The organism is Aeromonas sp. R7-1, from assembly GCF_040908115.1.
Classification (GTDB): domain Bacteria; phylum Pseudomonadota; class Gammaproteobacteria; order Enterobacterales; family Aeromonadaceae; genus Aeromonas; species Aeromonas caviae.
The window spans coordinates 1-26,928 of sequence record NZ_JBFODD010000035.1 but is presented as its reverse complement, the minus strand read 5'-3'; the positions used below and the strand labels follow the sequence as shown (position 1 = coordinate 26,928).

The window sequence follows — 26,928 nt, the reverse complement described above, 5'->3', positions numbered from 1 at the left end:
AGCCATGGCAAAGACCCGACATCACGCCCCCCTCGCTCCATCAGGTGCTGGAGCGCCTCAACCCGGTTCCGGGCACGCAGCCCGGCCTCTCGCAGGAGTGTGCAGAGGCCACGAGAGCCCCTGCCCGACGCAGAGAAAAGCCATGGCGGGTGTCTGGCAGGTTCCGGCAGGAAGTGAGGCTCGGCAGGCCGGGGGAGAGGGGCTCGTGACAGACGAGCGGGAAGAGCTGCCGAGTTCGGCAGGCAGGGAGTGTGAGGGGACGGTTGTCACTCCTCAGACAGTCCTTTATGGTCTGCGCTAGCCATGCTCTGAGCTATCTATCGTCTGAGCTATGGGGGCGCTTTATATGCTGCAGTACGGGTTCGCCAGGTGCAGCGCTTGCGCCGACGGGCGCAAGCGCTGCGATCAGGACCTGACGGGAGCGACCGAATGGCGGTTGATCAGGGTGGGGGTATAGATGCGGCTCTGCACCGATTCGCTCTCCCCTGCGGCGAGTTGCAGCGCCAGCTTGGCCGCCTGGGCCGCCATCAGCTCGATGGGATAGCGCATGGTGGAGAGCTTGGGCCTCAGGTATCTGGCGTAGATGATGTCATCGAAGCCCACCACAGACACCTCTTCCGGCACCTTGAGGCCGTTGTCCGCCAGCACAGAGATGGCCCCTGCCGCCATGGCGTCGTTGTAGGCCACCACCGCCGTGATGGGCAACCCCTTGGCCAGCAGGTTGAGCATGGCGCGCTCGCCCCCCTCTTCATTGGGCATGCCGCTCTCCACCAGCTCGGGATCGGCGAAGACCTCCGCCTCCGCCAGGGCATCCTGATAGCCCTGGTGGCGCAACAGCGCATCCTCGATGGCGTGATCCGAGCTCAGGAAGGCGATATGGCGGTGGCCGAGATCCAGCAGATGACGGGTGGCTGTCGCCGCACCCTGGCGGTTGTTGAGGGCGATGCAGCGCCCCCTCAGACTCGGAATGTCGCGGTTGATCAGCACCATGCCGGGGGCGCGCAGGGCGTAGTCGACCAGCTCCTCGTCGCCGAGCGCCTTGCTGTGCACCACCAGTGCCTCGCAGCGTTTGCCGATGAGCAGCTCGATGGCCTCCCGCTCCTGCTGGGCGCGGTGAAAACCATTACCCATCAACAGGTGCAAGCCCTGCTCCACCGCCACCGCCGCGACCCCTTTGACCAGGGCGCCGAAGAAAGGATCCGCCACGTCGCCCACCACCACTCCCATGGTGTCACAGGTCTGGCTGACCAGGGCCCGCGCGTTGGCGTTGGGGGTATAGCCCAGCTCGGCCATGGCCTTCAGCACCACCTCGCGGGAGGCGGCACTGGCCTTGGGTGAGTTGTTCATCACCCGTGAAACCGTTGCCACTGACACATTGGCCAAACGGGCGACATCCTTGATGGTGCTCATGCTGTTTTCACTTATTTCACGCTGCAACTGGCCGCATTATACCGTTCAATGTCACTGATAACAGGGGGAAAAATCAGAACTTGCCACATTGGTCGATGAAAACAAGTGTAATCGTTTACACGTATTTGTTAAGCAGCTCACAGTTTGCCCGTCAGCCCCTCGGCTAGACTCCTGCTCAGGCTTTCCTGATGCGAGGAGTTGAGGGTGGAACAACGGATGAAAGTACTGGTCACCGGCGGTTGCGGCTACATCGGCAGCCACACCTGTCTGGCCTTGCAGGCCGCAGGCATGGAGCCCGTGGTGGTGGACAACCTCTGCAACAGCAAGGCGGGCGTCCTGACCCGTGTCGCCGCCATCAGCGGGCACGAGCCCCGCTTCTACGAGGGGGACATCCGTGACCCGGCCCTGCTGGATCGCATCTTCAGCGAGCAGCACATCGACGCAGTGATCCACTTCGCCGCCCTCAAGGCGGTCGGCGAGTCGACCCGCATCCCGCTGGACTACTACGAGAACAACCTGAGCGGCACCCTGGTATTGCTGCAGGCGATGAAACGGGCCGGGGTACGCAATCTGGTGTTCAGCTCGTCGGCCACCGTCTACGGCGATCCCGCCAGCACCCCGATCCGGGAGGATTTCCCCCGCAGCGCCACCAACCCCTACGGCCGATCCAAGCTGATCATCGAGGAGATCCTCGAGGATCTGCAGCGGGCCGAGCCCCACTGGAGCATGACCCTGCTGCGCTATTTCAACCCCGTCGGCGCCCACGAGTCCGGCACTCTGGGGGAGGATCCCCAGGGCATCCCCAACAATCTGATGCCGTTTTTGACCCAGGTCGCCATCGGCCGGCGCGACTGCCTCTCGGTCTTTGGTAACGATTACCCAACCATCGACGGCACCGGGGTGCGCGACTACATCCATGTGATGGATCTCGCCGAAGGGCACGTCAAGGCTCTGGAACACTGCGCCGGACGGGGCGGTGTCCACGCCTACAACCTGGGCACGGGCCAGGGCCAGAGCGTGCTGCAGATGGTCGCGGCGTTCGAGGCTGCCTGCGGTCGGCCCCTTCCCTACCGGATCGAGCCACGGCGCCCCGGCGACATCGCCGAGTGCTGGGCCGATCCCGCCAAGGCCGCTCGGGAACTGGACTGGCATGCCAGCCGGGATCTCGCCGCCATGTGCGCCGACAGCTGGCGCTGGCAGTCCGCCAACCCCAATGGTTACGAGGCGTAGGCCCTGGCCTGCGCCTTCGGATGTATTCAACTCACACACTGGAGTGATGATGTTCAACCCCGTTGATCACCCCCACCGCCGCTTCAACCCGCTCACCGGCCAGTACGTGCTGGTCTCCCCTCACAGGGCCAAGCGCCCCTGGCAAGGCCAGGTCGAGAAGGTGAGCCTGGCGCCGAGCCAGGCCCATGATCCCGACTGCTTCCTCTGTGCGGGCAACACCCGGGTGACCGGCGATATCAACCCCGACTATCAGGGCACCTTCGTCTTTACCAACGACTTCGCCGCCCTGATGCAGGACACCCCGGCCGCCGACGCGGCGCCGGATCCCCTGCTGAAGCTGGAAGCCGCCCGGGGCACCAGCCGGGTCATCTGCTTCTCGCCGGATCACGGCAAGACCCTGCCCGAGCTGCCCCTGCCCGCCATCGAAGGGGTGATCACCACCTGGATGGACCAGGTGGCCGAGCTCTCTGACCAGTGGGAATGGGTCCAAGTCTTTGAAAACAAAGGCGCCGTCATGGGCTGCTCCAACCCGCACCCTCACGGCCAGCTCTGGGGCAGCGACTTCCTGCCCAACGAGATTGCCCGGGAAGAGGCGCACCAGCGCGCCTGGCTGGCCGAACACGGCCGCCCCCTGCTGCTGGACTATGTGGAGCGGGAGCAGGCGGATCGCTCCCGCATCGTGGTGGAGACCGCCCACTGGCTGGCGGTGGTGCCCTTCTGGGCGGCCTGGCCGTTCGAGACCCTGCTGCTGCCCAAGGCCCATGTCCCCTCCATGCTGGATCTCACCCGGGAACAGCAACAGGACCTGGCCATAGCGCTCAAGGAGCTCACCAGCCGCTACGACAACCTGTTCCAGTGCAGCTTCCCCTACTCCATGGGCTGGCACTTCGCCCCGCCCCGCTCCGACTGCCCCGAGGCGTGGCAACTGCACGCCCACTTCTATCCGCCCCTGCTGCGCTCCGCCACGGTGCGCAAATTCATGGTGGGCTTCGAGATGCTGGCCGAAACCCAGCGCGATCTCACCCCGGAACAGGCGGCGGAACGGCTGCGCGCCCTCAGTCCCATCCACTACAACGACCAGAACCAGTCCAACGAGGAGGCCCTATGACCCCGAGCCAGCGCGTCAGCGCCGTGTTTGCCGAGCAGTTTGAGCAACAACCCGACCTGCTGGTACGGGCTCCAGGCCGCGTCAACCTCATTGGCGAGCACACCGACTACAACGACGGCTTCGTGCTGCCCTGCGCCATCGACTACGAGACCTGCGTCGCCATCGGCCTGCGCGGCGACAACCTGGTCGAAGTGATCGCCGCCGACTACGACAACCAGCGCGACCGGTTCAGTCTCGATCAACCCATCGAGCACCACCCCAGCCAGCGCTGGAGCGACTACATCCGCGGCGTGGTGAAACACCTGCAGGCACGGGGCCACGCCCTGCGCGGCCTCAATCTGGTGGTCTCCGGCAACGTGCCCCAGGGGACGGGTCTCTCCTCCTCCGCTTCCCTGGAGGTGGCCATCGGCCAGGCCTTCAAGGAGGCCCAGGGGCTGGCCATCAGCCAGGCGGAAATCGCCCTCAACGGCCAGCAGGCGGAGAACCAGTTCGTCGGCTGCAACTGCGGCATCATGGATCAGATGATCTCCGCGAGCGGCAAGCAGGATCACGCCTTGCTGCTCGATTGCCGTTCCCTGGAGACCCGGCTCATCCCCATGCCCACCGATCTGGCGGTGCTCATCGTCAACTCCAACGTGCGCCGCGGCCTGGTGGACAGCGAATACAACACCCGTCGCCAGCAGTGCGAAACCGCCGCCCGTCACTACGGGGTCAAGGCCCTGCGGGATCTTGACCTGGCCACGCTGGAAGCGGGCAAGGCCGGTCTGGACGAGGCCTGCTATCGCCGTGCCCGCCACGTGGTCGGCGAGAACGCCCGCACTCTGGCGGCGGCCGATGCGCTGGCACAGGGCGATCTGGTGCGCCTCGGCGAGCTGATGGGCCAGTCCCACGCCGCCATGCGCGATGACTTCGAGATCACCGTGCCCCCCATCGACGGCCTGGTGGAGATCATCAAGGCCCGGCTCGGCAGCGAAGGCGGTGTGCGCATGACCGGCGGCGGTTTTGGTGGCTGCGTGGTCGCCCTGCTGCGCCCCGAGAAGGTGGCCGAGGTGATCGCCGTGGTGGAGGCGGAATACCCGGCCCGCTTCGGCCTCAAGGCGGACTGTTACGTCTGCCGTGCCAGCGCAGGGGCCGGCAGACTGTAACGCACGCCTGACAACGGGTGACGCCCCCTGCCCGGCACTCACGACGCCGGCAGGGGGTGACGGGATCACGACGGGGAACCGCAAACCATGATGAGATTCGAGCTGGAAAACGAGGAGGGACTGCGGCTGCGCGGTCTCGCATACGGGGCCACCCTCACCTCCCTCACCCTGCCGGTGGCGGGAGAGCGGCGGGAGGTGCTGCTGGGCTGCGCCGACGAGGCCTACCTCACCCAGCAGGTATGGCTGGGGGCCGTGGCGGGGCGCTTTGCCAACCGCATCGGCGGCGCCCGCCTTGAGCGGGAAGGCCAGTGCTGGACGCTGGACGCCAACCAGGGGGCCAACTGCCTGCACGGCGGGCGCGACGGGTTCCATCGCCGCACCTGGCAGATCAAGGAGCAGGAGGCGGACAGGGTCAAGCTGGCGCTCCTCTCCCGGGCGGGGGATCAGGGCTTTCCCGGCAATCTGAGGGTGAGCCTGGAGTATCGGCTGGAGCAGTGCGATCTGGTGGTCGACTTCTGCGCCAGCACGGACGCTCCCAGCCCGGTCAGCCTCACCAGCCACGCCTACTTCAACCTGGATGGCGGTGGCGACATCCGCCACCACACCATCAGCCTAGACGCCGACCGCTACCTGCCCACGGATGACCAGAGCCTGCCGCTGGCCATCGCCCCGGTGGAAGGCCCCTTCGATCTGCGCGCCCCCCGCCCCATCGGCCAGGCGTGGCTGGACCACCCCCAGCAGCAGTTGGCCAAGGGGTACGATCACGCATTTCTGCTCAACAACAGCGATTTTGAGCCTGCTGATGAGCCGTTTGGTGGGTCCAACCAGCCATGGGCCGCCCGGGTGATCTCGGGGGATGGCAAGCTGACCATGGCGGTCTACACCAACCAGCCCTCCCTGCAGTTCTACAGCGGCAACTGGCTGACCGGCACACCGGATCGTCAGGGCCGACCCTACCGGGATTACGACGGCTTCTGCCTGGAGGCCCAGCAATTGCCCGACAGCCCGAACCGGCCCGCCCTCGGCGATCCCTGGTTGCTGCCGGGGCAGCGTTATCGCCACCAGACCCGTTATCGCTTTATTCCTGCCCCCTGACAGCCCCGCTCGGGCAGACGAAGGGGCCCGGGCGCGCCGCCACGTCATGGCGGCCCCGATGGCACCGCCGAATCAGCCGGGGTGAGGCCGGCCGCAGGGCCCGCCGCTCCTCATTGCACACCAGCCCAAGGAACCGCACCGTGATGGATGACAACTACCTCGCCGCCCCCGACCGCTACCAGCGCCAGTCCTACCGACCGGCGGGCCGCCACGGCCTGCGCCTGCCCGGCATCGGTCTGGGCCTTTGGCACAACTTCGGCGCCGGGAGCGATCCCGCCACCGCGAAGGCCATGGTGCATCAGGCGTTCGATCTGGGGATCACCCACTTCGATCTCGCCAACAACTACGGGCCGCCGCCGGGATCTGCCGAACTGACCTTCGGCACGCTGCTCAAGAGGAGCCTGGCTCCCTATCGGGACGAGCTCATCATCGCCAGCAAGGCGGGCTACGTGATGTGGGACGGCCCCTACGGCGATGGCGGCAGCGCCAAGTACCTCTTCGCCAGCCTGCACCAGAGCCTGCGCCGTCTGGGCCTCGACTACGTGGACATCTTCTATCACCACAGGCCGGATCCCCGCCCCCCGCTCGAGGAGACCTGCCAGGCCCTGGCCCTGATGGTGCGCCAGGGCAAGGCGCTCTACATCGGCCTCTCCAACTACCCGGCACCGCTCGCGGCCAAGGCTGCCGCTCGGCTGGCGGAGCTCGGCACCCCCTGCCTGGTCAACCAGCTCAAATACTCCCTGTTCCAGCGCGATATTGAGCCCGACACCCTGCCGGCCTGCCGGGAGCACGGCATGGGGGTGGTCGCCTTCTCGCCCCTGGCGGGGGGGCTGCTGAGCGATCGCTACCTGGCGGGCATTCCCGCGGATTCCCGCGCCGCCAGTGCCAGCCCCTTCCTCACGGCGGACCAGATCACCGAGGAGAAGCTCGCCACCGTCCGCGCCCTGCATGCACTGGCCCTGCAACGGGGTCAGTCCCTGTCGCAACTCGCACTGCAATGGGTGCTGCGCGACCCCGTGGTGAGCTGCGCCCTGATCGGCGCCAGCCATCCCCAACAGATAAGGAGCGCCGTCGACGCCCTGGGGCAGCCCCCCCTGGACGATGATCTTCAACAGAAAATCCTGTCCATACTGGCCTGACAGCACAAAGAGATCATAAAACAGAGGTCAACAGGCGTGACTGCCCTGTCAGAACGTGACGGGACAGTCATGGCTTCTGACAGCATGCGGCAAGCCGCGCCCTGCATGGTCCGCCAGCGCCCTTTCCCGGCCGGAACAGGGCGCTGAAATCCCCAATATTCACTGGTTGCCCGCGCGATTTTCCGCCATCATTGGCCGCCCCGACCCGTTCGGGGTTGATTTTATCCAGACCCCATAACCAAGAGATCTGCACCATGACCGAATCCTACGCCCTGTTCGTCGCCTTTGTGCTGGGCATAGTGGAAGGCCTGACCGAGTTCCTCCCCGTCTCCTCCACCGGCCACATGATCATCGTCGGCCACCTCCTCGGGTTTGAAGGACCCAAGGCCGCCACCTTCGAGGTGGTGATTCAGCTCGGCTCCATTCTGGCAGTGGTCGTCATGTTCTGGCGCCGCCTGTTCGGACTCATCGGCATTCACTTCGGTCAGAAACCGACCCCGGGCCACGCGACCCTCTCCCTGGTGCACGTCATCCTCGGCATGCTGCCCGCCGTGGTCGTCGGGCTGGCTATCCACAGCTGGATCAAGGCCAATCTGTTCGGGCCGGAAACCGTGATGTATGCCCTGGTGGCCGGCGGCATCCTGCTCATCATCGCCGAAAAGTTCCGCCCCGCCGTGACCGCGGAGACCCTGGACGACATCAGCTACAAGCAGGCCTTCGGCATCGGCCTGTTCCAGTGCCTGGCACTCTGGCCCGGTTTCTCCCGCTCCGGCGCCACCATCAGCGGCGGCATGCTGATGGGCATCAGCCGCCACGCGGCAGCAGAATTCTCCTTCATCATGGCGGTACCCATGATGATCGCGGCCAGCGGCCTGGATCTCTACAAGAGCCGCGATTTCCTCTCCATGGCGGACTTCCCCATGTTTGCGGTGGGCTTCGTCACCGCCTTCGTGGTGGCCATGGTCGCCATCAAGACCTTCCTGGCGCTGATCCGTCGTCTCGACTTCATCCCGTTCGCCATCTACCGCTTCCTGCTGGCCTTCGTCGTCTACCTGGTCTTCGTGGCCTGATGGGCTTCGCCGCCAAGCAACACAAAAGGGACCCGAGGGTCCCTTTTTTCATGCCGTGATACCGCCTCAGTCGCGCGGCAGCCCGCGATCACCGGGCAGCCGTGACCCAACTCAATAGAGGTGCTGGCTGATGCCGTTGAGCAGCCGTGACAACCCCTTGGTGAACTGCACGGGGGCATCCTGCACCGTGTAGCAGAGGCAGCCGTCCGGGGTACGGGGGCTGTGGGCGTGGCTGGCGTCACGCCAGATGAAATCCCCCGCCTGATAGCGGGTGTCGCCATCCTCGATGGTGCCCGCCAGCAGCAGGGTCAGCTCATATCCCTTGTGGGTGTGCTCCGGGATCCGCCCCCCCGCCTCGATGTGCAGCAGGTTGGCCCGCGCCCCCATCTCGTCCAGGGGCAGGCTGACCTGACGGATGGCCCCGAGATGACGCCACCTGGGGGCATGATGCCGTGCCAATGCCCGCGGCAGCCGGTAACTGTGACCCGCCACCCTGAGCTCTGGCCTCGGGCTTTCGGGAAGGGCGAGCGCCGCCTCCGTCGCCACCGGCTGTTGCAGTATGCCCGCCAGCATGGCATCGAATCCGGCGGGCAGCGCCTCGTCCGGCGCGTCAGGGGCGAGATGCTGGCTCGCCAGCGCCTCTTCAAATTGCTTCACCCGGACGGCACACTCGGGGCAGAACTCGCAATGGGCGGAGACACCGACGGCCAGCGGCAGGGGCAGCTCGTCGGCGGCGAAGGCGCGCAGCATGGGTTCAGTCGGATGGGTCTTAATCATGGCCTTGCTCCACTTGTTCCTTCAGTTTCTGTAGTGCCAGCCGCAGCCGGGACTTGATGGTGCCAAGGGGCACGCCGAGCCGGTCGGCCAGCTCCTGCTGGGAGAGCTCCTGCAGGTAGATGCCGCGCACCACCTGCTGCTGCGGCTCCGGCAGCGTGGCGACATAGTGGGCCATCTGGCGGGTCAGCACCGCGTCTTCACCGCCGCTCAGGTGCTCCTCTTCGGCCCGGAACTCCAGCAACGGCCAGATCTCCTCGGCGCAGAGCTCCTCCTTGCTGGCGCGGCGGCGGCGCAGCATGTCAAAGCTCTGGTTGCGCATCACTGTGTAGATCCAGGTGGTGGCGGCGCCCTTGTCGGGGTGATAGAGCCGTGCCTTCTGCCAGACCAGCAGCATGGTCTCCTGCACCAGTTCCATGGCGTTGGCTTCGCTGCCGAGGTGGCGCAGCCCGTAGCTGCGGATGCGCGGCGCGAAGTGGTGGAACAGGGTGGCGAAGGCAGCCTTGTCGGCCCGCTCGGCCACCCGGACCAGCAAAGATGTGAGGTCGCCGTCTGGGTTGTCCATGGGGGGCGATGTCCTGCGTGGAGCCGATTGTGGTTGGCCAGTATATGCCATTGCGCCATCCCTCGCGTGTGGTGTTCACCCCCAATACGGTGAGCGAGGAAAAAGGATCACCGGGAAGGGGAATTCAATGGCTCGCGACCAGCAGACCGCTCAGCAGGGAGAGAGTGGGCTGGTTGTCCTTGGCCGCCACCAGCCACTGTTTTTGCTCCACCGGGATGGGCAGCACCTCCAGCCAGCGCTGGGCGACCCAGCTCGCATCCTCCCAGTCCGGCTCCGGATAGAGGGCCGCGTACTCCGGATAGTCGTTGAACACATCCTGCAACGCCTTGGCCAGGGAGTGCTGATCCGCCTGGAGCCTGCCGCTCTGCCAGGGGGGCAGGGGCTCCACCTCGCCGACCCGCAGACCGTCCTCTTCCTGCCAGAGATCCGTGATGCGCACCCGCTCCACCCCGAGCACCGTGATGCCGAGCAAACCATCGGGCAGCAGATCGAAATCGATGATGCGCACCCGGGTGGCGATGGGGTACATGTTGCGCAGCGCGTCGGGCTGGCGGGGGTCCAGCATGCAGAGCGCGAACTCCCGCTCCCGGGACTCGGCGATCATGCGCTGGTATCTGGGCTCGAAGATGCGCAGCGGCATGATGCCGCCCGGCAGCAGGTGAGCGGAGAGTGGAAACAGTACCAGTGTCATGGGAATCATCCTCCAACGGCGTCCTCAAAGGATACGACCGCCACGGGAAGCGGGATCATTCAGATCGAATCGGTATAAATAACCCTGTCATAATCAGGGGAAAATAGCCTGGACAAGCCGTTTCGTTATGCAGTAGAAATGGATAACCACCACTTACCCAAATCAATATCCTGCAATGTGGTGGAAAACGCAGTGAAATATCCGCCACACCCACGGGTGCGGGCCGTTCCTATAGTTTTCTCGGCCCGATGCGGGTAAAATTCACGCCCTTATCCAGTCAGTCACTTTTCGACGCGCAACCTCGGTGGTCAGTTATGAAAGAGCATATTCATCATCTACTTGAACAAACGGTAGCCAATCTCAAGTCCGCAGGCGTCCTGCCCGCCGACCTGGAAGCCCGGGTGCAAGTAGACCGATGCAAGGAGAAGGCTCACGGCGACCTGGCCACCAACCTGGCCATGCTGCTGGCCAAACCGGCCCGCAAGAACCCCCGCGAGCTGGCCGCTGCCATCATCGAGCACCTGCCTGCCTCCGATCTGATCGCCAAGGTCGAGATCGCCGGCCCCGGCTTCATCAACTTCTTCTTCGACCCGAGCTGGCTGGCCGGTCAGGTGGAAGCCATGGTGACCTCCGACAACGCCAACGTGAAGCTGCCGGCACCGCAGACCGTGGTGGTGGACTACTCCGCCCCCAACGTGGCCAAGGAGATGGCGGTGCACCACATCCGCTCCACCGTGCTCGGTGACGTGGCCGCCCGCGCCCTCGAATTCCTGGGCCACAAGGTGGTGCGTGCCAACCACATCGGCGACTGGGGCACCCAGTTCGGCATGCTGATCGCCTATCTGGAGAAGATGGCCAACGAGCACGCCTCCGACATGGAGCTCAAGGACCTGGAAGCCTTCTACACCCAGGCCAAACGTCACTACGACGAAGACGAAGCCTTCGCCGAGCGCGCCCGCAACTACGTGGTGAAACTGCAAGGTGGCGATGAGTACTGCCGCACCATGTGGAAGAAGCTGGTCGACATGACCATGGAGCAGAACCAGCGCAACTACGACCGCCTGAACATCTCCCTGTCCAACAAGGACATCATGGGCGAGTCCATGTACAACGACATGCTGCCGCAGATCGTTGCCGACCTGAAAGCCAAGGGGCTGGCAGTCGAGAGCGAAGGGGCCACCGTGGTCTTCCTGGACGAGTTCAAGAACAAGGATGGCGAGCCCATGGGCGTCATCATCCAGAAGAGCGACGGCGGTTTCCTCTACACCACCACCGACATCGCCTGCGCCAAATACCGTTACGAAAACCTAGGCGCCGACCGGGTCATGTACTTCATCGACTCCCGTCAGCACCAGCACCTGATGCAGGCCTGGACCATCACCCGCAAGGCGGGCTATGTGCCGGAGTCCGTGCCCCTCGAGCACCACGCCTTCGGCATGATGCTGGGCAAGGACGGCCGTCCCTACAAGACCCGCTCCGGCGGCACCGTCAAGCTGGTTGACCTGCTGAACGAAGCGGAAGAGCGCGCCAGCGCCCTGCTGGAGAGCCGGAACAGCGACCTCTCTGCCGAAGAGAAGGCCCAGGTGGTGCACGCCATCGCCATGGGCGCGGTCAAGTATGCGGATCTCTCCAAGAACCGCACCACCGACTACATCTTCGACTGGGATCTGATGCTCTCCTTTGAAGGCAACACGGCGCCGTACCTGCAATACGCCTACACCCGTATCCAGTCCATCTTCCGCAAGGCCGGTGTCGATGCCGACACCCTGAGCGGCAAGGTGGTCCTGAGCGAAGATGCCGAAGAGACCCTGGCCCAGAAGCTGATCCAGTTCTCCGACGCGGTCAACGGCGTGGCGGACAAGGGGATGCCGCACCTGCTCTGTACCTATCTGTATGAGCTCTCCGGCAACTTCATGACCTTCTACGAAGCCTGCCCGATCAACAAGGACGGCGTGGACGAGGCGACCCGCCAGAGCCGTCTGCTGCTGTGCGCCGCCACCGCCAAGGTGCTCAAGCTGGGCCTGGGCGTGCTGGGCATCCACACCCTGGAGCGCATGTAATAGATGGCGACCCGGGATTACGTCGGCAACAGCCCGAGACGACGGGCGGGTGGCCGTAACATCAAGAAAGCGGCCCCTCGCCGCTTTCCTGTTATCCCGGCACTGCTGGCCGGGGCCCTGGTCGTCGGTTTCGGCGCCTTCCTCTACCTCATCAACGGCAAGGGCGCCGATGCCCCCACCATCGAAGAGCAGGTGAAGGCCAACAAACCCAAGGCACAGGGCAATACCCTGCCCCAGGAGAAGTGGAGCTACATCGAGCGGCTGGAGAACAAGCAGGTGGACATCATAGAGCCGCCGCCCCAGCCGGGCGTGCTGCCGCCCCCGCCCGCCGAGACCATGACCCTGCAACCGGAGAAGCTGCCCAAGCCGGTCGCGACCGACATTCCCCAGCCGGGAACCCCCATCGGTCAGGTGAAGCCCTATCAGCCGCAACCGGTGCAGCCGACCAAGCCGGCCACCGGCGCCCCGGTCGCCAGCGCCCGGGAGCAGGTGATCGACCAGAAGGCCGAGCGTGAGCGGATGGAGCGGGAGATCCGCGCCGAACTGGAGCGGGAGCGTGCCGAGGCCGCCAGGGCCAAGGCGGCGACCCAGACTGCACAGACCGCAGCCGCCGACGGCGGCCGCTACATGATGCAGTGTGCCGCCCTGCGCTCCCAGGATTCCGCAGAATCCCTCAAGGCGCGCATCGCCTTCACCGCCGGGCTCTCCTCCAGTCTGCAGGTGGTGAACGGGGCCGGTGGCGCCGTCTACAAGGTGATGGTGGGCCCCTTCAACGGCAAGGCGGCGGCCGACGCGGCCAACCGCAAGCTGCAGGGCTCGGGCATCAGCGGCTGCATCCCCAAGAAGGGGTGATCGCCGCGTCCATGCACAGGGCCGGGTGGCAACACCCGGCCCTGTTTCTTTTGGCGCCCACCCGATCCCTCCTCCGCGATCCGTGCTCGGCACAGGCTTGAAAAGCCGTTTTGCCATCCCCATCTTTTCCTCCATGCACAGTCAGGCCGTCATTCGGCTCAAGCGAGGTAAGTAAAGTGACTACCATAGTTTCAGTTCGCCGCAACGGTCAGGTCGTCATCGGTGGCGATGGCCAGGTTTCTCTTGGCAACACCGTCATGAAGGGCAACGCCCGCAAGGTTCATCGCCTCTACAACGGCAAGGTACTGGCTGGTTTCGCCGGCGGCACCGCCGACGCCTTCACCCTGCTCGAGCGCTTCGAAGCCAAACTGCAGGCCCATCAGGGCAACCTGGAGCGCGCCGCCGTGGCGCTGGCCAAGGACTGGCGCACCGATCGCGCCCTGCGCCGCCTCGAGGCCCTGCTGGCCGTCGCCGACGAGCACAAATCCTTCATCATCACCGGCAACGGTGACGTGGTGCAGCCGGAGCACGATCTCATCGCCATCGGCAGCGGCGGTAACTTCGCCCAGTCCGCCGCCATCGCCCTGCTGGAGAACACCGAGCTCGACGCCAAGAGCATTGTCGAGAAGTCCCTCAAGATTGCGGGCGACATCTGCGTCTTCACCAACGGCAACCACACCATCGAAGTGCTGGATTATTCAGCTAAATAAGCCGGCGAAATAGGGCCGCCAAATAAGGCCGCCAGCCAAACCCCATTTTCCAAGGGGTGGGCCCTGCCCGCCCCGGATACAGGAACGCCATCATGTCCGAGATGACCCCGAGAGAAATCGTCCACGAGCTGGACAGACACATCATTGGTCAGGCCGACGCCAAGCGCGCGGTCGCCGTCGCCCTGCGCAACCGCTGGCGCCGGATGCAGCTCTCCGAGGAGATGCGCCACGAGGTGACCCCGAAGAACATCCTGATGATAGGGCCCACCGGCGTCGGCAAGACCGAGATCGCCCGTCGCCTGGCCAAGCTGGCCAACGCCCCCTTCATCAAGGTGGAAGCGACCAAGTTCACCGAAGTGGGCTATGTGGGCAAGGAAGTGGACAGCATCATCCGCGATCTGACCGATGTCGCCATCAAGCTGGTGCGCGAGACCGAGATGGAGAAGATGAAATACCGCGCCGAGGAAGCCGCCGAAGAGCGCATCCTCGACGCCCTGCTGCCCAACCCGCGCAACAGCTGGGGTGAGGAAGAGAAAGCCGACAACTCCAACACCCGCCAGATCTTCCGCAAGAAACTGCGGGAAGGTCAGCTGGATGACAAGGAGATCGAGCTGGATCTGGCCGCCTCCCCCATGGGTGTCGAAATCATGACCCCGCCGGGCATGGAAGAGATGGCCAACCAGTTGCAGGGGCTGTTCCAGAACCTGGGCCAGAACCAGAAGAAGAAGCGCAAGATCAAGGTCAAGGAGGCCATGAAGGCGCTGATCGAAGAGGAAGCGGCCCGCCTGGTCAACCCGGAAGAGCTGAAGCAGAAGGCCATCGCCTCCGTCGAGAACAATGGCATCGTCTTCCTCGACGAGATCGACAAGATCTGCAAGCGCGGCGAGAGCTCGGGCCCGGACGTTTCCCGTGAAGGGGTTCAGCGCGACCTGCTGCCGCTGGTCGAGGGCTGCACCGTCAACACCAAGCACGGCATGGTCAAGACCGATCACATCCTGTTTGTCGCCTCCGGTGCCTTCCAGATCGCCAAGCCGTCCGACCTCATCCCCGAGCTGCAGGGTCGTCTGCCGATCCGGGTCGAGCTGACCGCCCTGACCACCGAAGACTTCGAGCGCATCCTGACCGAGCCGAACGCCTCCCTGACCGATCAGTACAAGGCACTGATGGCCACCGAAGGGGTCAACATCGAGTTCACCCAGGATGGTATCCGCCGTCTGGCCGAAGCGGCCTGGCAGGTCAACGAGCGCACCGAGAACATCGGCGCCCGTCGTCTGCACACCGTGATGGAGCGGCTGATGGAAGACATCTCCTACGACGCCTCCGAGAAGTCCGGCGAGACCTTCGTCATCAACACCGACTACGTCAACGCCCACCTCGGCAAGCTGATTGAAGACGAGGATCTGAGCCGCTTCATTCTGTAACAGGTTGATCGATAACGAGGAGCTGAGCGGTTTACTATCCTGCTCAATCCCATAGCAAGACGCCTCCCCTCTGGAGGCGTCTTCGTTTTCAGCGTTCTCCCGACTCGCAGCCGTCCCGGGCCACATCACCCTGCACGGCACGCTCCTCCCTTCCCGCCAACCAGAGCGCACTCATCAGCAGCAAGGCCGTCAGGGCGAAGGTGACCCGGGTGGCAAACGCCAGCTCGTTCGCCGTCGCGAGGGCGAGATCGGGCCGCCCCGCCAGGGCGGCGAACAGGCCCCCCAGTCCCGCCGCCCCCATCAGCTGGCCCAGGTTGCGCGACAGGGTCAGCAGCCCGGCCACGGCGCCACGGCTCGCCCCCTCCACCTCCCCCACCACGGCGCTGTTGTTGGCGGTCTGGAACAGGGCATAGCCGGCGGTGAGCAGCAGGATGGGCAGCAGGTAGCCGAGGGGCCCGAGCGCCCTGTCCAGCAAGGCCAGCAAGACGGCGGCCACCACCATGAGCCCCAGGCCGAGGCGCACCACAGGGGTCGCCCCCACCCTGTCCACCAACCAGCCAGCGGGCATGCCGGACAGCGCCGCCAGCAGGGGGCCCATGGAGATCATCAGCCCCACCGTCCCCATGTCGAGGGCAAAGGCGCCGTGAAGGTAGAAAGGACCGATCAGCAGCGTCGCCACCATGACGCTGGCCACCAGCGCACTGGCGATGATCCCGCCTCTTCGCCTGGACGCCCCCAGCAACGCCAGGGGCAGCAGAGGGCGACGGGCGCCCGAGTCGGCACGCACGAAGAGCGCCATGGCGACGAGCGCCCCTATCCCCGGCCAGGCCCCGAGTTGGCTGCCCCGGGTCAGTGCCAGCCCGTAGCAGAGCAGCGCCGTCACCAGCAGCAACAGACTGGTGAGCGGGAGGCCTCCCTCGGCAGAGCCCGCCTCATCCCGGGGCAGGTCGCGCCAGGCACACCCCAGGGCCAGCAACGCCAGGGGGAGCAGCAGCAGGAAGGGTGCCTGCCAGCCAAATCCGCCGATCAACAGGCCGCCGAAGGAGGGGCCGAGCGCCGTGCCGCAGGCCGACAGGGTGCCAAGCAATCCCATGCTCCAGCCCCGTCGGGCTGGCGGCACCAGCTCTCCTGCCATGGCCAGCGAGAGCACCAGCATGCAGGCCGCACCCGCCCCTTGCAGGGTGCGAGCGGCAATGAGCCAGCCAATGGAAGGGGCCAGGGCGCACAGCAGGGAAGCCAGCGCAAAGACCCCGGTCCCCCAGAGCAGCACGCGACGCCGCCCCAGACGATCCCCGAGCCGGCCCGCCACCACCGTCAGACTGGTGATCCCAAGCAGGTAGGCCACCAGCACCCATTGCAGGCTGGCGAAGGGCACGCCGAAGTCCTGCCCCAGGGCAGGCAGCACCAGGTTGGCCATGCTGCCCGCCAGCATGGGCAGCAGGGTGGCGAGCCCGAGCCCCGCGAGACCAAGACGGCGCGTCACAGGAGGGGAAACAAGAAGTGGTGTGGACATGGCAGTCTCTCCGGCAAGTGATGATGCACTCAGGCTAACGGGGGTAGTGACAAGGCGGAAGACGCACGGATTGCAACTTATAGTTGCACCAGACGCCATATGAAGAGACGGCAACTCGGGTATCATGAAGGGGTCGGCCCGTCAGGCGCCGCCTGCGAGGAGACGACCATGACCCCGGATTTCAACCTGCTGATCACCCTGGATGCCCTGCTGGAAGAGGGCAGTGTGGCGGGCGCCGCCAGACGGCTAGGCCTGAGTGCTTCCGCCATGAGCCGGGCCCTGGCAAGGCTGCGGGAGACCACGGGGGATCCGCTGCTGGTGCGGGCGGGACGCGGCCTGATCCCCACACCCCGGGCGCAGATCCTGCGGGATGAGGTCGCCCGCCTGGTTCAGGAGACCCGGGCCGTGCTGCGCCCCCAGCAGGAAGTAGACCCGGCGAGCCTGGAGCGCACCTTCCGCCTGCGATCCAGCGACGGCTTCGTGGAGGCGGTAGGCCCCGCCCTGCTGGCGCGCCTCGCCGTCGAGGCCCCCGGGGTGCGGCTGCACTTTCTGGCCAAACCCGACAAGGAGAGCGGCCCCCTGCGCCGTGGCGAGCTGGACTTCGAGACCGGAGTGATCGGCGCCACCACGGCCCCTGAGCTGCGCACCCAGGCCCTGTTCCAGGATCACTTCGTCGCCGTGGTGCACCCGGACCACCCCCTCTGCGACGGCACCCTGACCGTGGCGCGCTATGCCGCCGCGCGCCACGTGCTGGTCTCCCGCCGGGGCCAGCCTCACAGCCCCATCGACGAGATCCTCGCAGGCCAGGGGAGGCGGCGCACCATCACCACCCTGGTTCCCGGGTTTGCGACGGCGCTGGCCCTGGTCAGGGAGAGCAATCTGGTGGCGACGGTGCCGCACCTGCACTGCGCCAGCCTGCTCGGCGATCTGGTCACCCTGCCCCTGCCCTTCGCTCTGCCAGGGATCCGGGTCGCCCTGCTCTGGCACCCCAGTCAGGATGCCGATCCGGGCCACCGCTGGCTGCGCGCCCTGATACGGGACACCTGCGCCCGGCCCCCCTATCACACCGGGACCACCGACACCCCCTGATCCGGGTAAGGCAGAGCCCGACTCCATCACAGGCCCCTTGTGGCCCGGGCACCCGCACCCGGGACCAGAAGCGCCTGTCACCACCCCGTCACACCGACATGCCAGTGGCTTGGGCACAAGCGATGGATCCTTCCCCCTGCCGGACGGGGATCACGGCCCCTCAGAGCGGGGCGGATCACATTGCGGGCAAAAAGATCCTGTCGCCCGCTTCCGCATTTTTTATACGGACGTATAATTGCGTACAAAATGCATACACCAGGAGCACCAGCCAGATGCACCCCACCCGTCAGAAACTGCTCGATACCGGCCTCGCCATCGCCACCGACAAGGGGCTGCGCGGCCTCACGGTGCGCGAGCTGGCGGCAGCGGCCGAGGTGAACCTCGGCTCCTTCGTCTACCACTTCGGCAACCGCGACGCCTTTATCGACGAGCTGGTGGAGCTCTGGTACGCCCCCCTCTATGACGAGCTCAAGGCGGTGGCAGCCAAAGGCTCCTACCCCTCTGCCATCGCCATGTTCGAGGCCACCATGGAGGCGCTGATCGGTCTGGTGGCGCGCCAGCGCGGCTTCATCAACCACCTGTTTGGCGATGCGCTGGCGGGGGAAGGGGCGGCCCAGCGCTTTCTGCTCAGCCTGCCGCGCCGTCATCCCCTGCTGCTGATCGAACAGGTACGGATGGCACAGGCGGAAGGGTCGCTGGTCGCGGGTCACCCGCTCCAGCTGATGATCTTCATCATGGGGTCGGTCGGCCTGCCGCTGGTGATCGCAGGCAGCGGTCGTCAGCTCGGCTGGCTGCCCGAACAGGCCGCCCCCTTTCTCAGCCAGATAGACAACCCTGAGGCCGCCAGACAGCGACTGGTATGGGCCCTGCGCGGCCTGCGCCCCACCGGCATCAAGGAAGGAGAAACGGCATGAAACAACGCATTGCAATCCTGGCCCTGCTGCTAACCGTTATCGGTGGCTACCTCTGGTGGCAGGGGCGCCCGGCCGACGGCTCCATCCTCTACGGCAATGTCGACATTCGCGACGTCAATCTGGCCTTTCGGGTCGGCGGCCGCGTCGATCAGGTGCTGGTGGATGAGGGAGATAGGGTAAAAGCCGGTCAACTGCTGGCCCGCCTCGATCCGGCTCCCCTCACCCACAGCCGCGACAGCGCCCGCGCCAATCTGGCTGCGCTCACTGCCGCCAACGCCCTGATCCACAAAGGCTATCGCAGCGAAGAGACCGACCGCGCCCGGGCCGCACTGGCCGCCGCAGACGCCGCTGCACTGGAGGCCAACCAGCAGTGGCGCCGCCAGAGCGCATTGGCGGCCACCGGCGCCATCTCCCGCGGTCAGCTCGATACTGCCCGCTCCCAGCGGGATCAGACCCAGGCGCAGGTACGCTCGGCACGCGAACAGCTCGCCCAGCTCGAAACCGGCTACCGCCCGGAGGAAATCGCCCAGTCCGATGCCCAGCTGGAAGGGGCCAAAGCGGCGCTCGCCAGTGCCGAACTGGCGCTGGCGGATGCCAATCTGACCGCCCCCAGCGATGGCATCATCATCAGCCGCGCCGTCGAGAATGGCAGCATGGTGCAGAGTGGAGCGACCGCCTTCAACCTCTCCCTGACCGCGCCGGTCTGGGTGCGCGCCTATGTGGAGGAGCCCTGGCTCGGCCACTTCCCGAGCGGCGCCAAAGTGACCCTCACCACCGACTCGCGGCCGGATCAGCCCTATCACGGGGTGGTGGGATTTGTCTCGCCCACCGCCGAGTTCACCCCGAAATCGGTGGAGACGCCGGACCTGCGCACTCACCTCGTCTACCGGCTGCGCATCGTGGTGCAGGATCCCGACCCGGCCCTGCGCCAGGGGATGCCGGTCACCGTCAGGCTGGCGCCATGAACAGCGCTATCTCCCTCGAGGGGCTCACCAAACGCTTTGGCGAGCGGGTCGCCCTCAACGCCATCTCCGCCACCATTCCGGCTGGCGGCATCACCGGGCTGGTCGGCCCCGACGGCGCCGGCAAGAGCACTTTGCTACGCCTGCTGGCCGGTCTGCTGATCCCGGAAGCGGGCACCATCCGGGTGCTGGGGCTGGATCCGGTGAGCGAGGGGGATCTGCTGCGTCAGCGCCTCGGCTACATGCCCCAGCAGTTCGGCCTCTACGAAGATCTCAGCGTGCTGGAGAACCTCACCCTCTACGCTGACTTGCGCGGCGTACTGGAGCCCGAACGCACGCCCACCTTCGCGCGGCTGCTCGCCTTCACCGATCTTGCCCGCTTCACCGCGCGGCCAGCCGGCAAGCTCTCTGGCGGGATGAAGCAGAAACTCGGGCTGGCCTGCGCCCTGCTCGGCACCCCGGATGTGCTGCTGCTCGACGAACCGGGGGTCGGGGTCGATCCCATCTCCCGCCGCGCCCTCTGGCAGATGGTGCGCGAGCTGGCCAAGGGAGGGATGACGGTGCTCTGGAGTACCGCCTATCTCGATGAGGCGGAGCTGTGCGACCACGTGCTGCTGATGGCGGATGGCGAGGTGCGCACCAGCGGCACGCCGGCCGATCTGATGGGGGCCATGGCCAGCCGCTGCTGGCTGCTGGAGGCGGGGCAGCTGGATGGCCGCGAGCGGCGCGCCCTGCTGCGCCGGGCACTGGCTCACCCGGCGGTGATGGATGGCGCGGTGGCGGGGGAGCGGGTTCGCCTGCTGCTGCACCCGGGCATGACGCCCCCGCCGCTCCCGGAGCTGCAACTGGCCAACGGCGCCTTTCAACCGGCCCAGCCCCGGCTGGAGGATGCCTTTATCGACCTGCTCGGCGGCGGCCCCGGCGGGGAGTCGAGTCTGGCAGCCGGGATGCGAGAAGCCGAACTGCCGCAGGGAGTCTCCCCCGAGGCGGTGATCGAGGCGCGCCACCTCACCAAGCGCTTCGGCGATTTTGCCGCCACCGATGACGTCAGCTTTGCGGTGCGCCGCGGCGAGATCTTCGGCCTGCTCGGCCCCAACGGGGCGGGCAAGTCCACCACCTTCAAGATGGAGTGCGGCCTGCTGCGCCCGAGCGAGGGACAGGCGCTGGTGACCGGCATCGATCTGGCCCACAGCCCCTCGGCAGCGCGCCAGCGTCTCGGCTACATGGCGCAGAAGTTCTCCCTCTACAAGCAGCTCACCGTGGCCCAGAACCTCTCCTTCTTCGCCGGTATCTACGGCCTGTTCGGCCGCCACCAGCAGACGCGGATCGATGCCATGGTGGCTGCCTTTGCCCTCGCCCCCTGGCTCGATCAGAAGGCGGAATCCCTGCCGCTCGGCCTGCGCCAGCGCTTATCGCTCGCCTGCGCCCTGCTGCACGAGCCGCCGCTGCTGTTTCTCGACGAGCCCACCTCCGGGGTCGATCCGGTGACCCGGCGCGAGTTCTGGTCGCACATCAACGCGCTGGCCGACCACGGCGTCACCGTGCTGGTCACCACCCACTTTATGGATGAGGCGGAGTATTGCGACCGCATTGCCCTCATCTATCGCGGCAAGCTGCTGGCGCTCGGCACTCCGGACGATCTCAAGGGGCTGGCCGCCAAAGAGGCGGCGACCTCTTTGCCAACCGGCTCCTTGCCGACCTGTTCTTTGCCAACAATGGAAGAGGCCTTTATCACCCTGGTCGAGCGGGCCAGCGAGGAGGACGCATGAGCATCAACTGTCGACGACTGCTGGCCCTCTGCCGCAAGGAGTCGCTGCAAATCGTCCGTGACCCGAGCAGCATCCTCATTGCCTTCATCATGCCGGTGGTGCTGCTGGTGGTGATGGGTTACGCCATCAATCTGGATGTGGACCACCTGCGCCTCGGCATCTGGCGTACCGATAGCGGCGCCCCGGCGGTGCGGCTGGAGCAGGCCCTGCGCGGCTCAACCGCGCTGGAGATCCACAGCGGCCCGAGCAAGGAGTCCCTGCTCGCCAGTCTGGCCCGTGGCGAGATCCGCGGCCTGCTGGTGATCGATGACGGCTTCTCCCGCGCGCTGGCCGGTCAGGGCAATGGCACGCCGCAGGCGCTGCTGCTGACCGATGGCTCCGAGCCCAACACCGCCAACTTCGTCACCAACTATGTGCAGGGGATCTGGCAGGGATGGCTCGCTGGCGAGGGGGTCGCCATGCCGGTGTCGATAGAGAGCCGCGCCTGGTTCAACCCGGCGCTGGTGAGCCGCAACTTTCTGGTGCCGGGCTCCATTGCGGTGGTGATGACCATCATAGGGGCCCTGCTCACCTCGCTGGTGGTGGCGCGGGAGTGGGAGCGCGGCACCATGGAGGCGCTGCTCGCCACCCCGGTCACCAAGGGGGAGCTGCTGCTCTCCAAGCTGCTGCCCTACTATGGCCTTGGCATCATTGCCATGCTGCTCTGCCTGCTCTTCTCGGTGGCGGTGATGGGCGTGCCATGGCGCGGCTCCCTGCTGCTGCTCTTTCTGGTCACCAGCGTTTTTCTCGGCAGCGCCCTCGGGCTCGGGCTGTTCCTCTCCACCGTGATGCGCAGCCAGTTCAACGCCGCACAGGCGGCGCTGATCGCCGCGTTTCTGCCCGCCGTGATGCTGTCGGGCTTCGTGTTCGAGATCGCCAGCATGCCACCGCTGCTTCGGGCCATCACCCACCTCATTCCGGCCCGCTACTTCGCGAGCTCCCTGCAGACCCTCTATCAGGCGGGCAGCGTCTTCTCGATCCTGCTGGTCAACGGTTTCTGTCTGCTGCTGCTGGCCGGTTTCTGGCTGGCCCTGACCGCCCGCAAGACGCGGCGCACTCTGGAGTAACCCATGCTGATCCGACTCTGGTGGCTGATCCGAAAAGAGCTGCAAGCCCTGATGGGCAATACTCAGGGGCGCTTTCTGCTCATCATGCCGGTGCTGCTGCAAACCGCCCTCTTCCCGTTCGCCGCCACTCTGGAGGTGACCGGCAACACGCTGGCCATCTACAACCAGGATGGCGGTGCCCAGAGCCGCGAGCTGCTGGAGCGCCTCACCCATATGCCCGCCTTCACCACCGTCATGCCGGTGCAAGGCGAGGCGGGCATGACCCGGGCCATCACCGGACAGCAGGCGCTGCTCGGGCTGATTATTCCGGGGGATTTTTCGCGCCGGCTGGCGCGGGGCGAACCGGCCAAGGTGCAGCTGATTATCGATGGCCGTCGCTCCAACGGCGGTCAGGTGGCGGCGGGCTACATCAGTCAGGTGATCGCCCGCTGGCAAAGTGAGGGCAAGGGGCAACCCGAGCTGGCGGTACGCAACCTCTACAACCCCAATGTCGAGTTCCACTGGCATATCCTGCCGGCGCTGGTGGCCATCATCACCACCACCGGCTGTCTGATTGTCACCGCCCTCTCGGTCGCGCGGGAGCGGGAGGAGGGCACCTTCGATCAGCTGCTGGTCTCCCCCCTCACCGCGGGCTGGATCATGGCAGGCAAGGCGGTGCCCGGCATCCTGGTGGCGGTGGGACAAGGGTGCATAGTCGCGCTGGCCGCCCGCTTCGTCTTTCACCTCCCCTTCGCGGGGAGCCTCAGTCTGCTGCTGGCGGGCATGGTCTGCTACGGGCTGGCACTGGCCGGGATCGGGCTCTTCATCTCATCGTTCTGCTCGACCCAGCAGCAGGCCTTTCTCGGAGTCTTCTCCTTCACCGTACCGGCAGTGATCCTCTCGGGCTACATCTCACCGGTGGAGAACATGCCGCAGGTGTTCCAGTGGCTGGCTGCCATCGACCCCCTCACCCATTTCATCGTGCTGCTCAAGGGGGTCTTCCTCAAGGGGTTCGACTGGTCGGCCGCCTGGCCCCTGCTCTGGCCGCTGCTCGCCATCGCCGGCGTCACCCTGTCGCTGGCGCTCGCCATGTTCCGCCGCCATATCGCCTGACGTGCCGCCTTGATCAGCTGATGCCGGTCTCGCCCAGTGCGAGACCGGCCTTTTTCCGACATAAGTTTTCACTCCCCGGCAGTGGGTAAACCGGGCTTTCCCTCCACCATCCCTCACCCCGAGCCAGCCCAGAAATCATTAACTGGTATACCTATTTTTGTATAGTGTTGAATTTTCTCGAATTACCCCTGAGGAGATATATAAATAGACACTTGATTTGCATCAATCGCCCACCCCTGCCGACTGGGTAGCCTAGCCCCAGAATGATGTTTTATTACTCCAAACTTGAGGCAACTATGAGCAAAGTCAGACTGGTCGTTGTGGGCAACGGCATGGTGGGGCACCGCTTCATCGAAGAGCTGATCGAGCGGGCCGATCCGGGCCGCTACGAGATCACCGTCTTCGGTGCAGAACCCCGTCCCGCCTACGATCGCGTCCATCTCTCCTCCTACTTCTCCCACCACACCAGCGAAGATCTCTCCCTCGTCAAACCCGGCTTCTACGACAAGCACGGCATCCGCCTGCTGCTCGGCGAAGCGGTGAAAAAAATCGACAGGGCCAACCGCGAAGTGCACTCCAACAAGGGCACTGTGGTCGAGTACGACAAGCTGGTGCTGGCCACCGGTTCCTACCCCTGGGTGCCGCCCATCCAGGGCAGCCAGCACCATGAGTGCTTCGTCTACCGCACCATCGAGGATCTGAAAGCCATCCGCAGCGCCGCCAAGAGCGGCAAGAGCGGGGTGGTGATCGGGGGCGGTCTGCTTGGCCTCGAAGCCGCCGGTGCCCTCAAGGCGCTGGGTCTCGAGACCCACGTGGTGGAGTTTGCTCCTGTGCTGATGGCCGAGCAGCTCGACGGTCAGGGCGGCCAGCTGCTGCGCCGCAAGATTGAATCCATGGGCGTTCAGGTACACACCAGCAAGAGCACCAGCGAGATCCTGATGCATGGCGGCGAGCAGGCGAAACACCGCCTCGCCTTTGCCGATGGCAGCCAGCTGGAAGTGGACGTGGTGGTCTTCTCCACCGGCATTCGCCCGCAAGATACCCTCGGCCGTTACGGTGATCTCGCCATCGCCGAGCGCGGCGGCATCGTCATCGATGATCACTGCCTCACCTCAGACCCCGACATCTATGCCATCGGCGAGTGCGCCGCCTGGCAGGGCCGCTTCTTCGGGCTGGTGGCACCGGGCTACAAGATGGCCCAGATCACCGTCGACCATCTGCTCGGCGGCGACAGCAGTTTCGAAGGGGCGGACATGAGCGCCAAGCTCAAGCTGCTCGGCGTCTCCGTCGGCTCCATCGGTGATGCCCACGGCCGCACCCCGGGCAGCCACAGCTATGTGTTCCAGGACGATCAGGCCGGCGTCTACAAGAAGATCGTGGTGAGCGAAGACAACCGTCGATTACTCGGCGCCGTGCTGGTGGGTGACGTGGAAGATTACGGCAACCTGCTGCAGATGATGCTCAATGCCCTGCCGTTGCCGAGTCACCCGGATACCCTGATCCTGCCCACCTACGCCGGTGCCAAGCCGACGCTGGGGGTAGATGCCCTGCCGGAAAGCGCCCAGATCTGCTCCTGCTTCGACGTCTCCAAGGGCGACATCGCCAAAGCGGTGGCCGAGGGTCACACCACCCTTGCCGCCATCAAGCAGCACACCAAGGCCGGTACCGGCTGCGGCGGCTGTGTGCCGCTCATCAGTCAGGTGCTCAACGCCGAACTGGTGAAGCAGGGCATCGAGGTCAACAACCACCTCTGCGCCCACTTCCCCCACTCCCGTCAAGAGCTGTTCCATCTGGTCAAGGTGGAGGGGATCAAGAGCTTCGACGAGCTGCTGGCCAAGCACGGTCAGGGCTATGGCTGCGAGGTGTGCAAACCGACCGTCGGCTCCATCCTCGCCTCCTGCTGGAACGAGCATGTGCTGAGCCCGCGCAACATCCCGTTGCAGGACACCAACGATATCTTCCTCGGCAACATGCAAAAAGACGGCAGCTACTCCGTCATCCCGCGTATGGCCGGTGGCGAAGTGACCCCGGAAGGGCTGCTGGCGGTGGCCGAAGTGGCCCGCGACTACAAGCTCTACACCAAGATCACCGGCGCCCAGCGCATCGGTCTGTTCGGGGCCCAGAAGGATGATCTGCCCGCCATCTGGCGCAAGCTGCTGGCGGCGGGCTTCGAGACCGGTCAGGCCTACGCCAAGGCGCTGCGCATGGCCAAGACCTGCGTCGGCAGCACCTGGTGCCGCTTCGGCGTGCAGGACAGCGTCGGCCTCGGGGTCTTCCTCGAGAACCGCTACAAGGGCATTCGCACCCCGCACAAGATGAAGTTTGGCGTCTCCGGCTGTACCCGCGAGTGTGCGGAAGCCCAGGGCAAGGATGTCGGCATCATCGCCACCGACGCGGGCTGGAACCTCTATGTGGGCGGCAACGGCGGCATGAAGCCGCGCCACGCCGACCTGCTGGCGTCTGACCTCGACCGCGAGACCCTCATCAAGCTGATCGACCGCTTTATGATGTTCTACGTCACCAGCGCCGACAAACTGCAGCGCACCTCGGTCTGGCTCGGCAATCTGGAAGGGGGCGTCGACTACCTGCGCGAGGTGATCGTCGACGACAAGCTGGGGCTGGCCGAGACGCTGGAGCGCGATATCCAGACCCTGATCGACAGCTACGAGTGCGAATGGTCGCGCACCCTTAACGAAGAGGAGGCGCTCAAGCGATTCAGCCACTTCATCAACAGCGACAAACGCGACCCGGACGTTCAGTTCGTTGCCGAGCGCGATCAGCATCGACCAGCGACCCCGGCCGAGCGCATCCCTGTCTACCAGATCGAGGTGGAGACCAAATGATGAAATTCGCCTGCCAACTCAACGATATCCTGCCGGGCACCGGTGTGTGCGCACTCATTGAGGGTCGCCAGCTCGCCCTGTTCCGCCCGCGCGCGGCGGCCGAGGTGTTCGCCATCGACAACCGGGATCCCTTCTTCGCCGCCAACGTGCTGTCGCGGGGCCTGATTTGCGAACACGACGGCGAGCTCTGGGTGGCCAGCCCGCTCAAGAAGCAGCGCTTTCGCCTGCGCGACGGCCACTGTTTCGACAACCCTGAGATGTCGGTGCAGAGCTACCCCGTTGAAGTGCGCGACCAGCAGGTCTGGGTCGCCGTCTAACACCAGACCCCACCCCGGCCCTCCCCTTCACAGGGGAGGGAGCAAAAAGCCCC

The 26,928-nt window shown here is 65.6% G+C and carries 22 protein-coding genes and 1 pseudogene; 18 read left to right on the top strand and 5 right to left on the bottom strand.

Annotated elements, in window-relative coordinates:
- Positions 1 to 405: 405 nt before the first annotated feature.
- Entirely contained in the window at positions 406 to 1,410 is a 1,005-nt protein-coding gene (locus AB5Y51_RS07885; protein WP_010676018.1) for a substrate-binding domain-containing protein, read from the bottom strand.
- Positions 1,411 to 1,626: 216 nt separating this feature from the next.
- Between AB5Y51_RS07885 and galE the strand changes: the two genes are divergently transcribed.
- The 6 genes and pseudogenes from galE (at position 1,627) to bacA (ending at position 8,197) form a co-directional block, all read left to right on the top strand.
- The gene (gene galE / locus AB5Y51_RS07880) at positions 1,627 to 2,640 is read left to right on the top strand and encodes a UDP-glucose 4-epimerase GalE (protein ID WP_045522836.1); all 1,014 of its coding nucleotides are present in this window, start codon (positions 1,627 to 1,629) and stop codon (positions 2,638 to 2,640) included.
- Positions 2,641 to 2,689: 49 nt separating this feature from the next.
- Complete coding sequence (locus AB5Y51_RS07875) at positions 2,690 to 3,748, top strand: UDP-glucose--hexose-1-phosphate uridylyltransferase (protein ID WP_368178253.1); 1,059 nt, start codon at positions 2,690 to 2,692, stop codon at positions 3,746 to 3,748.
- Positions 3,745 to 4,893 carry a galactokinase gene (galK, locus tag AB5Y51_RS07870; RefSeq protein ID WP_043153961.1) on the top strand — a complete coding sequence of 383 codons (1,149 nt, stop codon included), beginning with the start codon at positions 3,745 to 3,747 and terminating at the stop codon, positions 4,891 to 4,893. Before AB5Y51_RS07875 ends, galK begins: the two co-directional genes overlap by 4 nt.
- A gap of 81 nt (positions 4,894 to 4,974) precedes the next feature.
- Positions 4,975 to 5,988 (top strand): annotated as a pseudogene (locus tag AB5Y51_RS07865) (galactose-1-epimerase); the annotation flags it as partial.
- A gap of 143 nt (positions 5,989 to 6,131) precedes the next feature.
- Positions 6,132 to 7,127 carry an aldo/keto reductase gene (locus tag AB5Y51_RS07860; RefSeq protein WP_368178252.1) on the top strand — a complete coding sequence of 332 codons (996 nt, stop codon included), beginning with the start codon at positions 6,132 to 6,134 and terminating at the stop codon, positions 7,125 to 7,127.
- A gap of 254 nt (positions 7,128 to 7,381) precedes the next feature.
- On the top strand, positions 7,382 to 8,197 hold the full coding sequence (gene bacA / locus AB5Y51_RS07855; protein ID WP_010676024.1) for an undecaprenyl-diphosphate phosphatase: 816 nt from the start codon (positions 7,382 to 7,384) through the stop codon (positions 8,195 to 8,197).
- Positions 8,198 to 8,308: 111 nt separating this feature from the next.
- On the opposite strand, the gene AB5Y51_RS07850 is transcribed toward bacA, so the two are convergent.
- The 3 genes from AB5Y51_RS07850 to AB5Y51_RS07840 form a co-directional block, all read right to left on the bottom strand.
- Positions 8,309 to 8,974: a ChrR family anti-sigma-E factor gene (locus AB5Y51_RS07850; RefSeq protein ID WP_368178251.1), complete on the bottom strand. Its 666-nt coding sequence runs from the start codon at positions 8,972 to 8,974 to the stop codon at positions 8,309 to 8,311.
- The gene (locus AB5Y51_RS07845) at positions 8,967 to 9,536 is read right to left on the bottom strand and encodes a sigma-70 family RNA polymerase sigma factor (protein ID WP_010676026.1); all 570 of its coding nucleotides are present in this window, start codon (positions 9,534 to 9,536) and stop codon (positions 8,967 to 8,969) included. The genes AB5Y51_RS07850 and AB5Y51_RS07845 overlap by 8 nt, the downstream gene beginning before the upstream one ends.
- A 124-nt stretch (positions 9,537 to 9,660) precedes the next feature.
- The gene (locus AB5Y51_RS07840; protein WP_010676027.1) at positions 9,661 to 10,227 is read right to left on the bottom strand and encodes an LON peptidase substrate-binding domain-containing protein; all 567 of its coding nucleotides are present in this window, start codon (positions 10,225 to 10,227) and stop codon (positions 9,661 to 9,663) included.
- 314 nt (positions 10,228 to 10,541) lie between these two features.
- Between AB5Y51_RS07840 and argS the strand changes: the two genes are divergently transcribed.
- From argS to hslU, 4 genes are all read left to right on the top strand, one after another.
- Positions 10,542 to 12,287, top strand: a complete 1,746-nt coding sequence (gene argS, locus AB5Y51_RS07835; protein WP_010676028.1) for an arginine--tRNA ligase — start codon at positions 10,542 to 10,544, stop codon at positions 12,285 to 12,287.
- Positions 12,288 to 12,290: 3 nt separating this feature from the next.
- Positions 12,291 to 13,139 carry an SPOR domain-containing protein gene (locus tag AB5Y51_RS07830; protein ID WP_010676029.1) on the top strand — a complete coding sequence of 283 codons (849 nt, stop codon included), beginning with the start codon at positions 12,291 to 12,293 and terminating at the stop codon, positions 13,137 to 13,139.
- A 176-nt stretch (positions 13,140 to 13,315) separates the two neighbouring features.
- Positions 13,316 to 13,849, top strand: coding sequence for an ATP-dependent protease subunit HslV (hslV, locus tag AB5Y51_RS07825; protein WP_005306539.1), 534 nt, complete (start codon positions 13,316 to 13,318; stop codon positions 13,847 to 13,849).
- 92 nt (positions 13,850 to 13,941) lie between these two features.
- A complete protein-coding gene (hslU, locus tag AB5Y51_RS07820; RefSeq protein ID WP_010676031.1) occupies positions 13,942 to 15,270 on the top strand; it encodes an HslU--HslV peptidase ATPase subunit in 1,329 nt (442 codons plus the stop codon).
- 88 nt (positions 15,271 to 15,358) lie between these two features.
- Here the strand turns inward: hslU and AB5Y51_RS07815 are convergent, their stop codons facing one another.
- The gene (locus AB5Y51_RS07815) at positions 15,359 to 16,783 is read right to left on the bottom strand and encodes an MFS transporter (RefSeq protein WP_368178250.1); all 1,425 of its coding nucleotides are present in this window, start codon (positions 16,781 to 16,783) and stop codon (positions 15,359 to 15,361) included.
- A gap of 168 nt (positions 16,784 to 16,951) precedes the next feature.
- Here AB5Y51_RS07815 and AB5Y51_RS07810 point away from each other — a divergent pair, with 168 nt between their 5' ends.
- The 8 genes from AB5Y51_RS07810 (at position 16,952) to nirD (ending at position 26,875) form a co-directional block, all read left to right on the top strand.
- Positions 16,952 to 17,872, top strand: coding sequence for a LysR family transcriptional regulator (locus AB5Y51_RS07810; RefSeq protein ID WP_042864766.1), 921 nt, complete (start codon positions 16,952 to 16,954; stop codon positions 17,870 to 17,872).
- 272 nt (positions 17,873 to 18,144) lie between these two features.
- Positions 18,145 to 18,786, top strand: coding sequence for a helix-turn-helix domain-containing protein (locus tag AB5Y51_RS07805; protein ID WP_323955836.1), 642 nt, complete (start codon positions 18,145 to 18,147; stop codon positions 18,784 to 18,786).
- Positions 18,783 to 19,751, top strand: a complete 969-nt coding sequence (hlyD, locus tag AB5Y51_RS07800) for a secretion protein HlyD (RefSeq protein WP_368178249.1) — start codon at positions 18,783 to 18,785, stop codon at positions 19,749 to 19,751. Before AB5Y51_RS07805 ends, hlyD begins: the two co-directional genes overlap by 4 nt.
- Positions 19,748 to 21,517, top strand: coding sequence for an ATP-binding cassette domain-containing protein (locus AB5Y51_RS07795; RefSeq protein ID WP_323909225.1), 1,770 nt, complete (start codon positions 19,748 to 19,750; stop codon positions 21,515 to 21,517). The genes hlyD and AB5Y51_RS07795 overlap by 4 nt, the downstream gene beginning before the upstream one ends.
- The gene (locus AB5Y51_RS07790) at positions 21,514 to 22,623 is read left to right on the top strand and encodes an ABC transporter permease (protein ID WP_368178248.1); all 1,110 of its coding nucleotides are present in this window, start codon (positions 21,514 to 21,516) and stop codon (positions 22,621 to 22,623) included. The genes AB5Y51_RS07795 and AB5Y51_RS07790 overlap by 4 nt, the downstream gene beginning before the upstream one ends.
- Before the next feature lie 3 nt (positions 22,624 to 22,626).
- Positions 22,627 to 23,715 carry an ABC transporter permease gene (locus AB5Y51_RS07785; protein WP_324062682.1) on the top strand — a complete coding sequence of 363 codons (1,089 nt, stop codon included), beginning with the start codon at positions 22,627 to 22,629 and terminating at the stop codon, positions 23,713 to 23,715.
- Between the two features lie 296 nt (positions 23,716 to 24,011).
- Positions 24,012 to 26,558, top strand: coding sequence for a nitrite reductase large subunit NirB (nirB, locus tag AB5Y51_RS07780; protein WP_368178247.1), 2,547 nt, complete (start codon positions 24,012 to 24,014; stop codon positions 26,556 to 26,558).
- Positions 26,558 to 26,875 carry a nitrite reductase small subunit NirD gene (gene nirD / locus AB5Y51_RS07775; RefSeq protein WP_368178260.1) on the top strand — a complete coding sequence of 106 codons (318 nt, stop codon included), beginning with the start codon at positions 26,558 to 26,560 and terminating at the stop codon, positions 26,873 to 26,875. Before nirB ends, nirD begins: the two co-directional genes overlap by 1 nt.
- Positions 26,876 to 26,928: the final 53 nt, after the last annotated feature.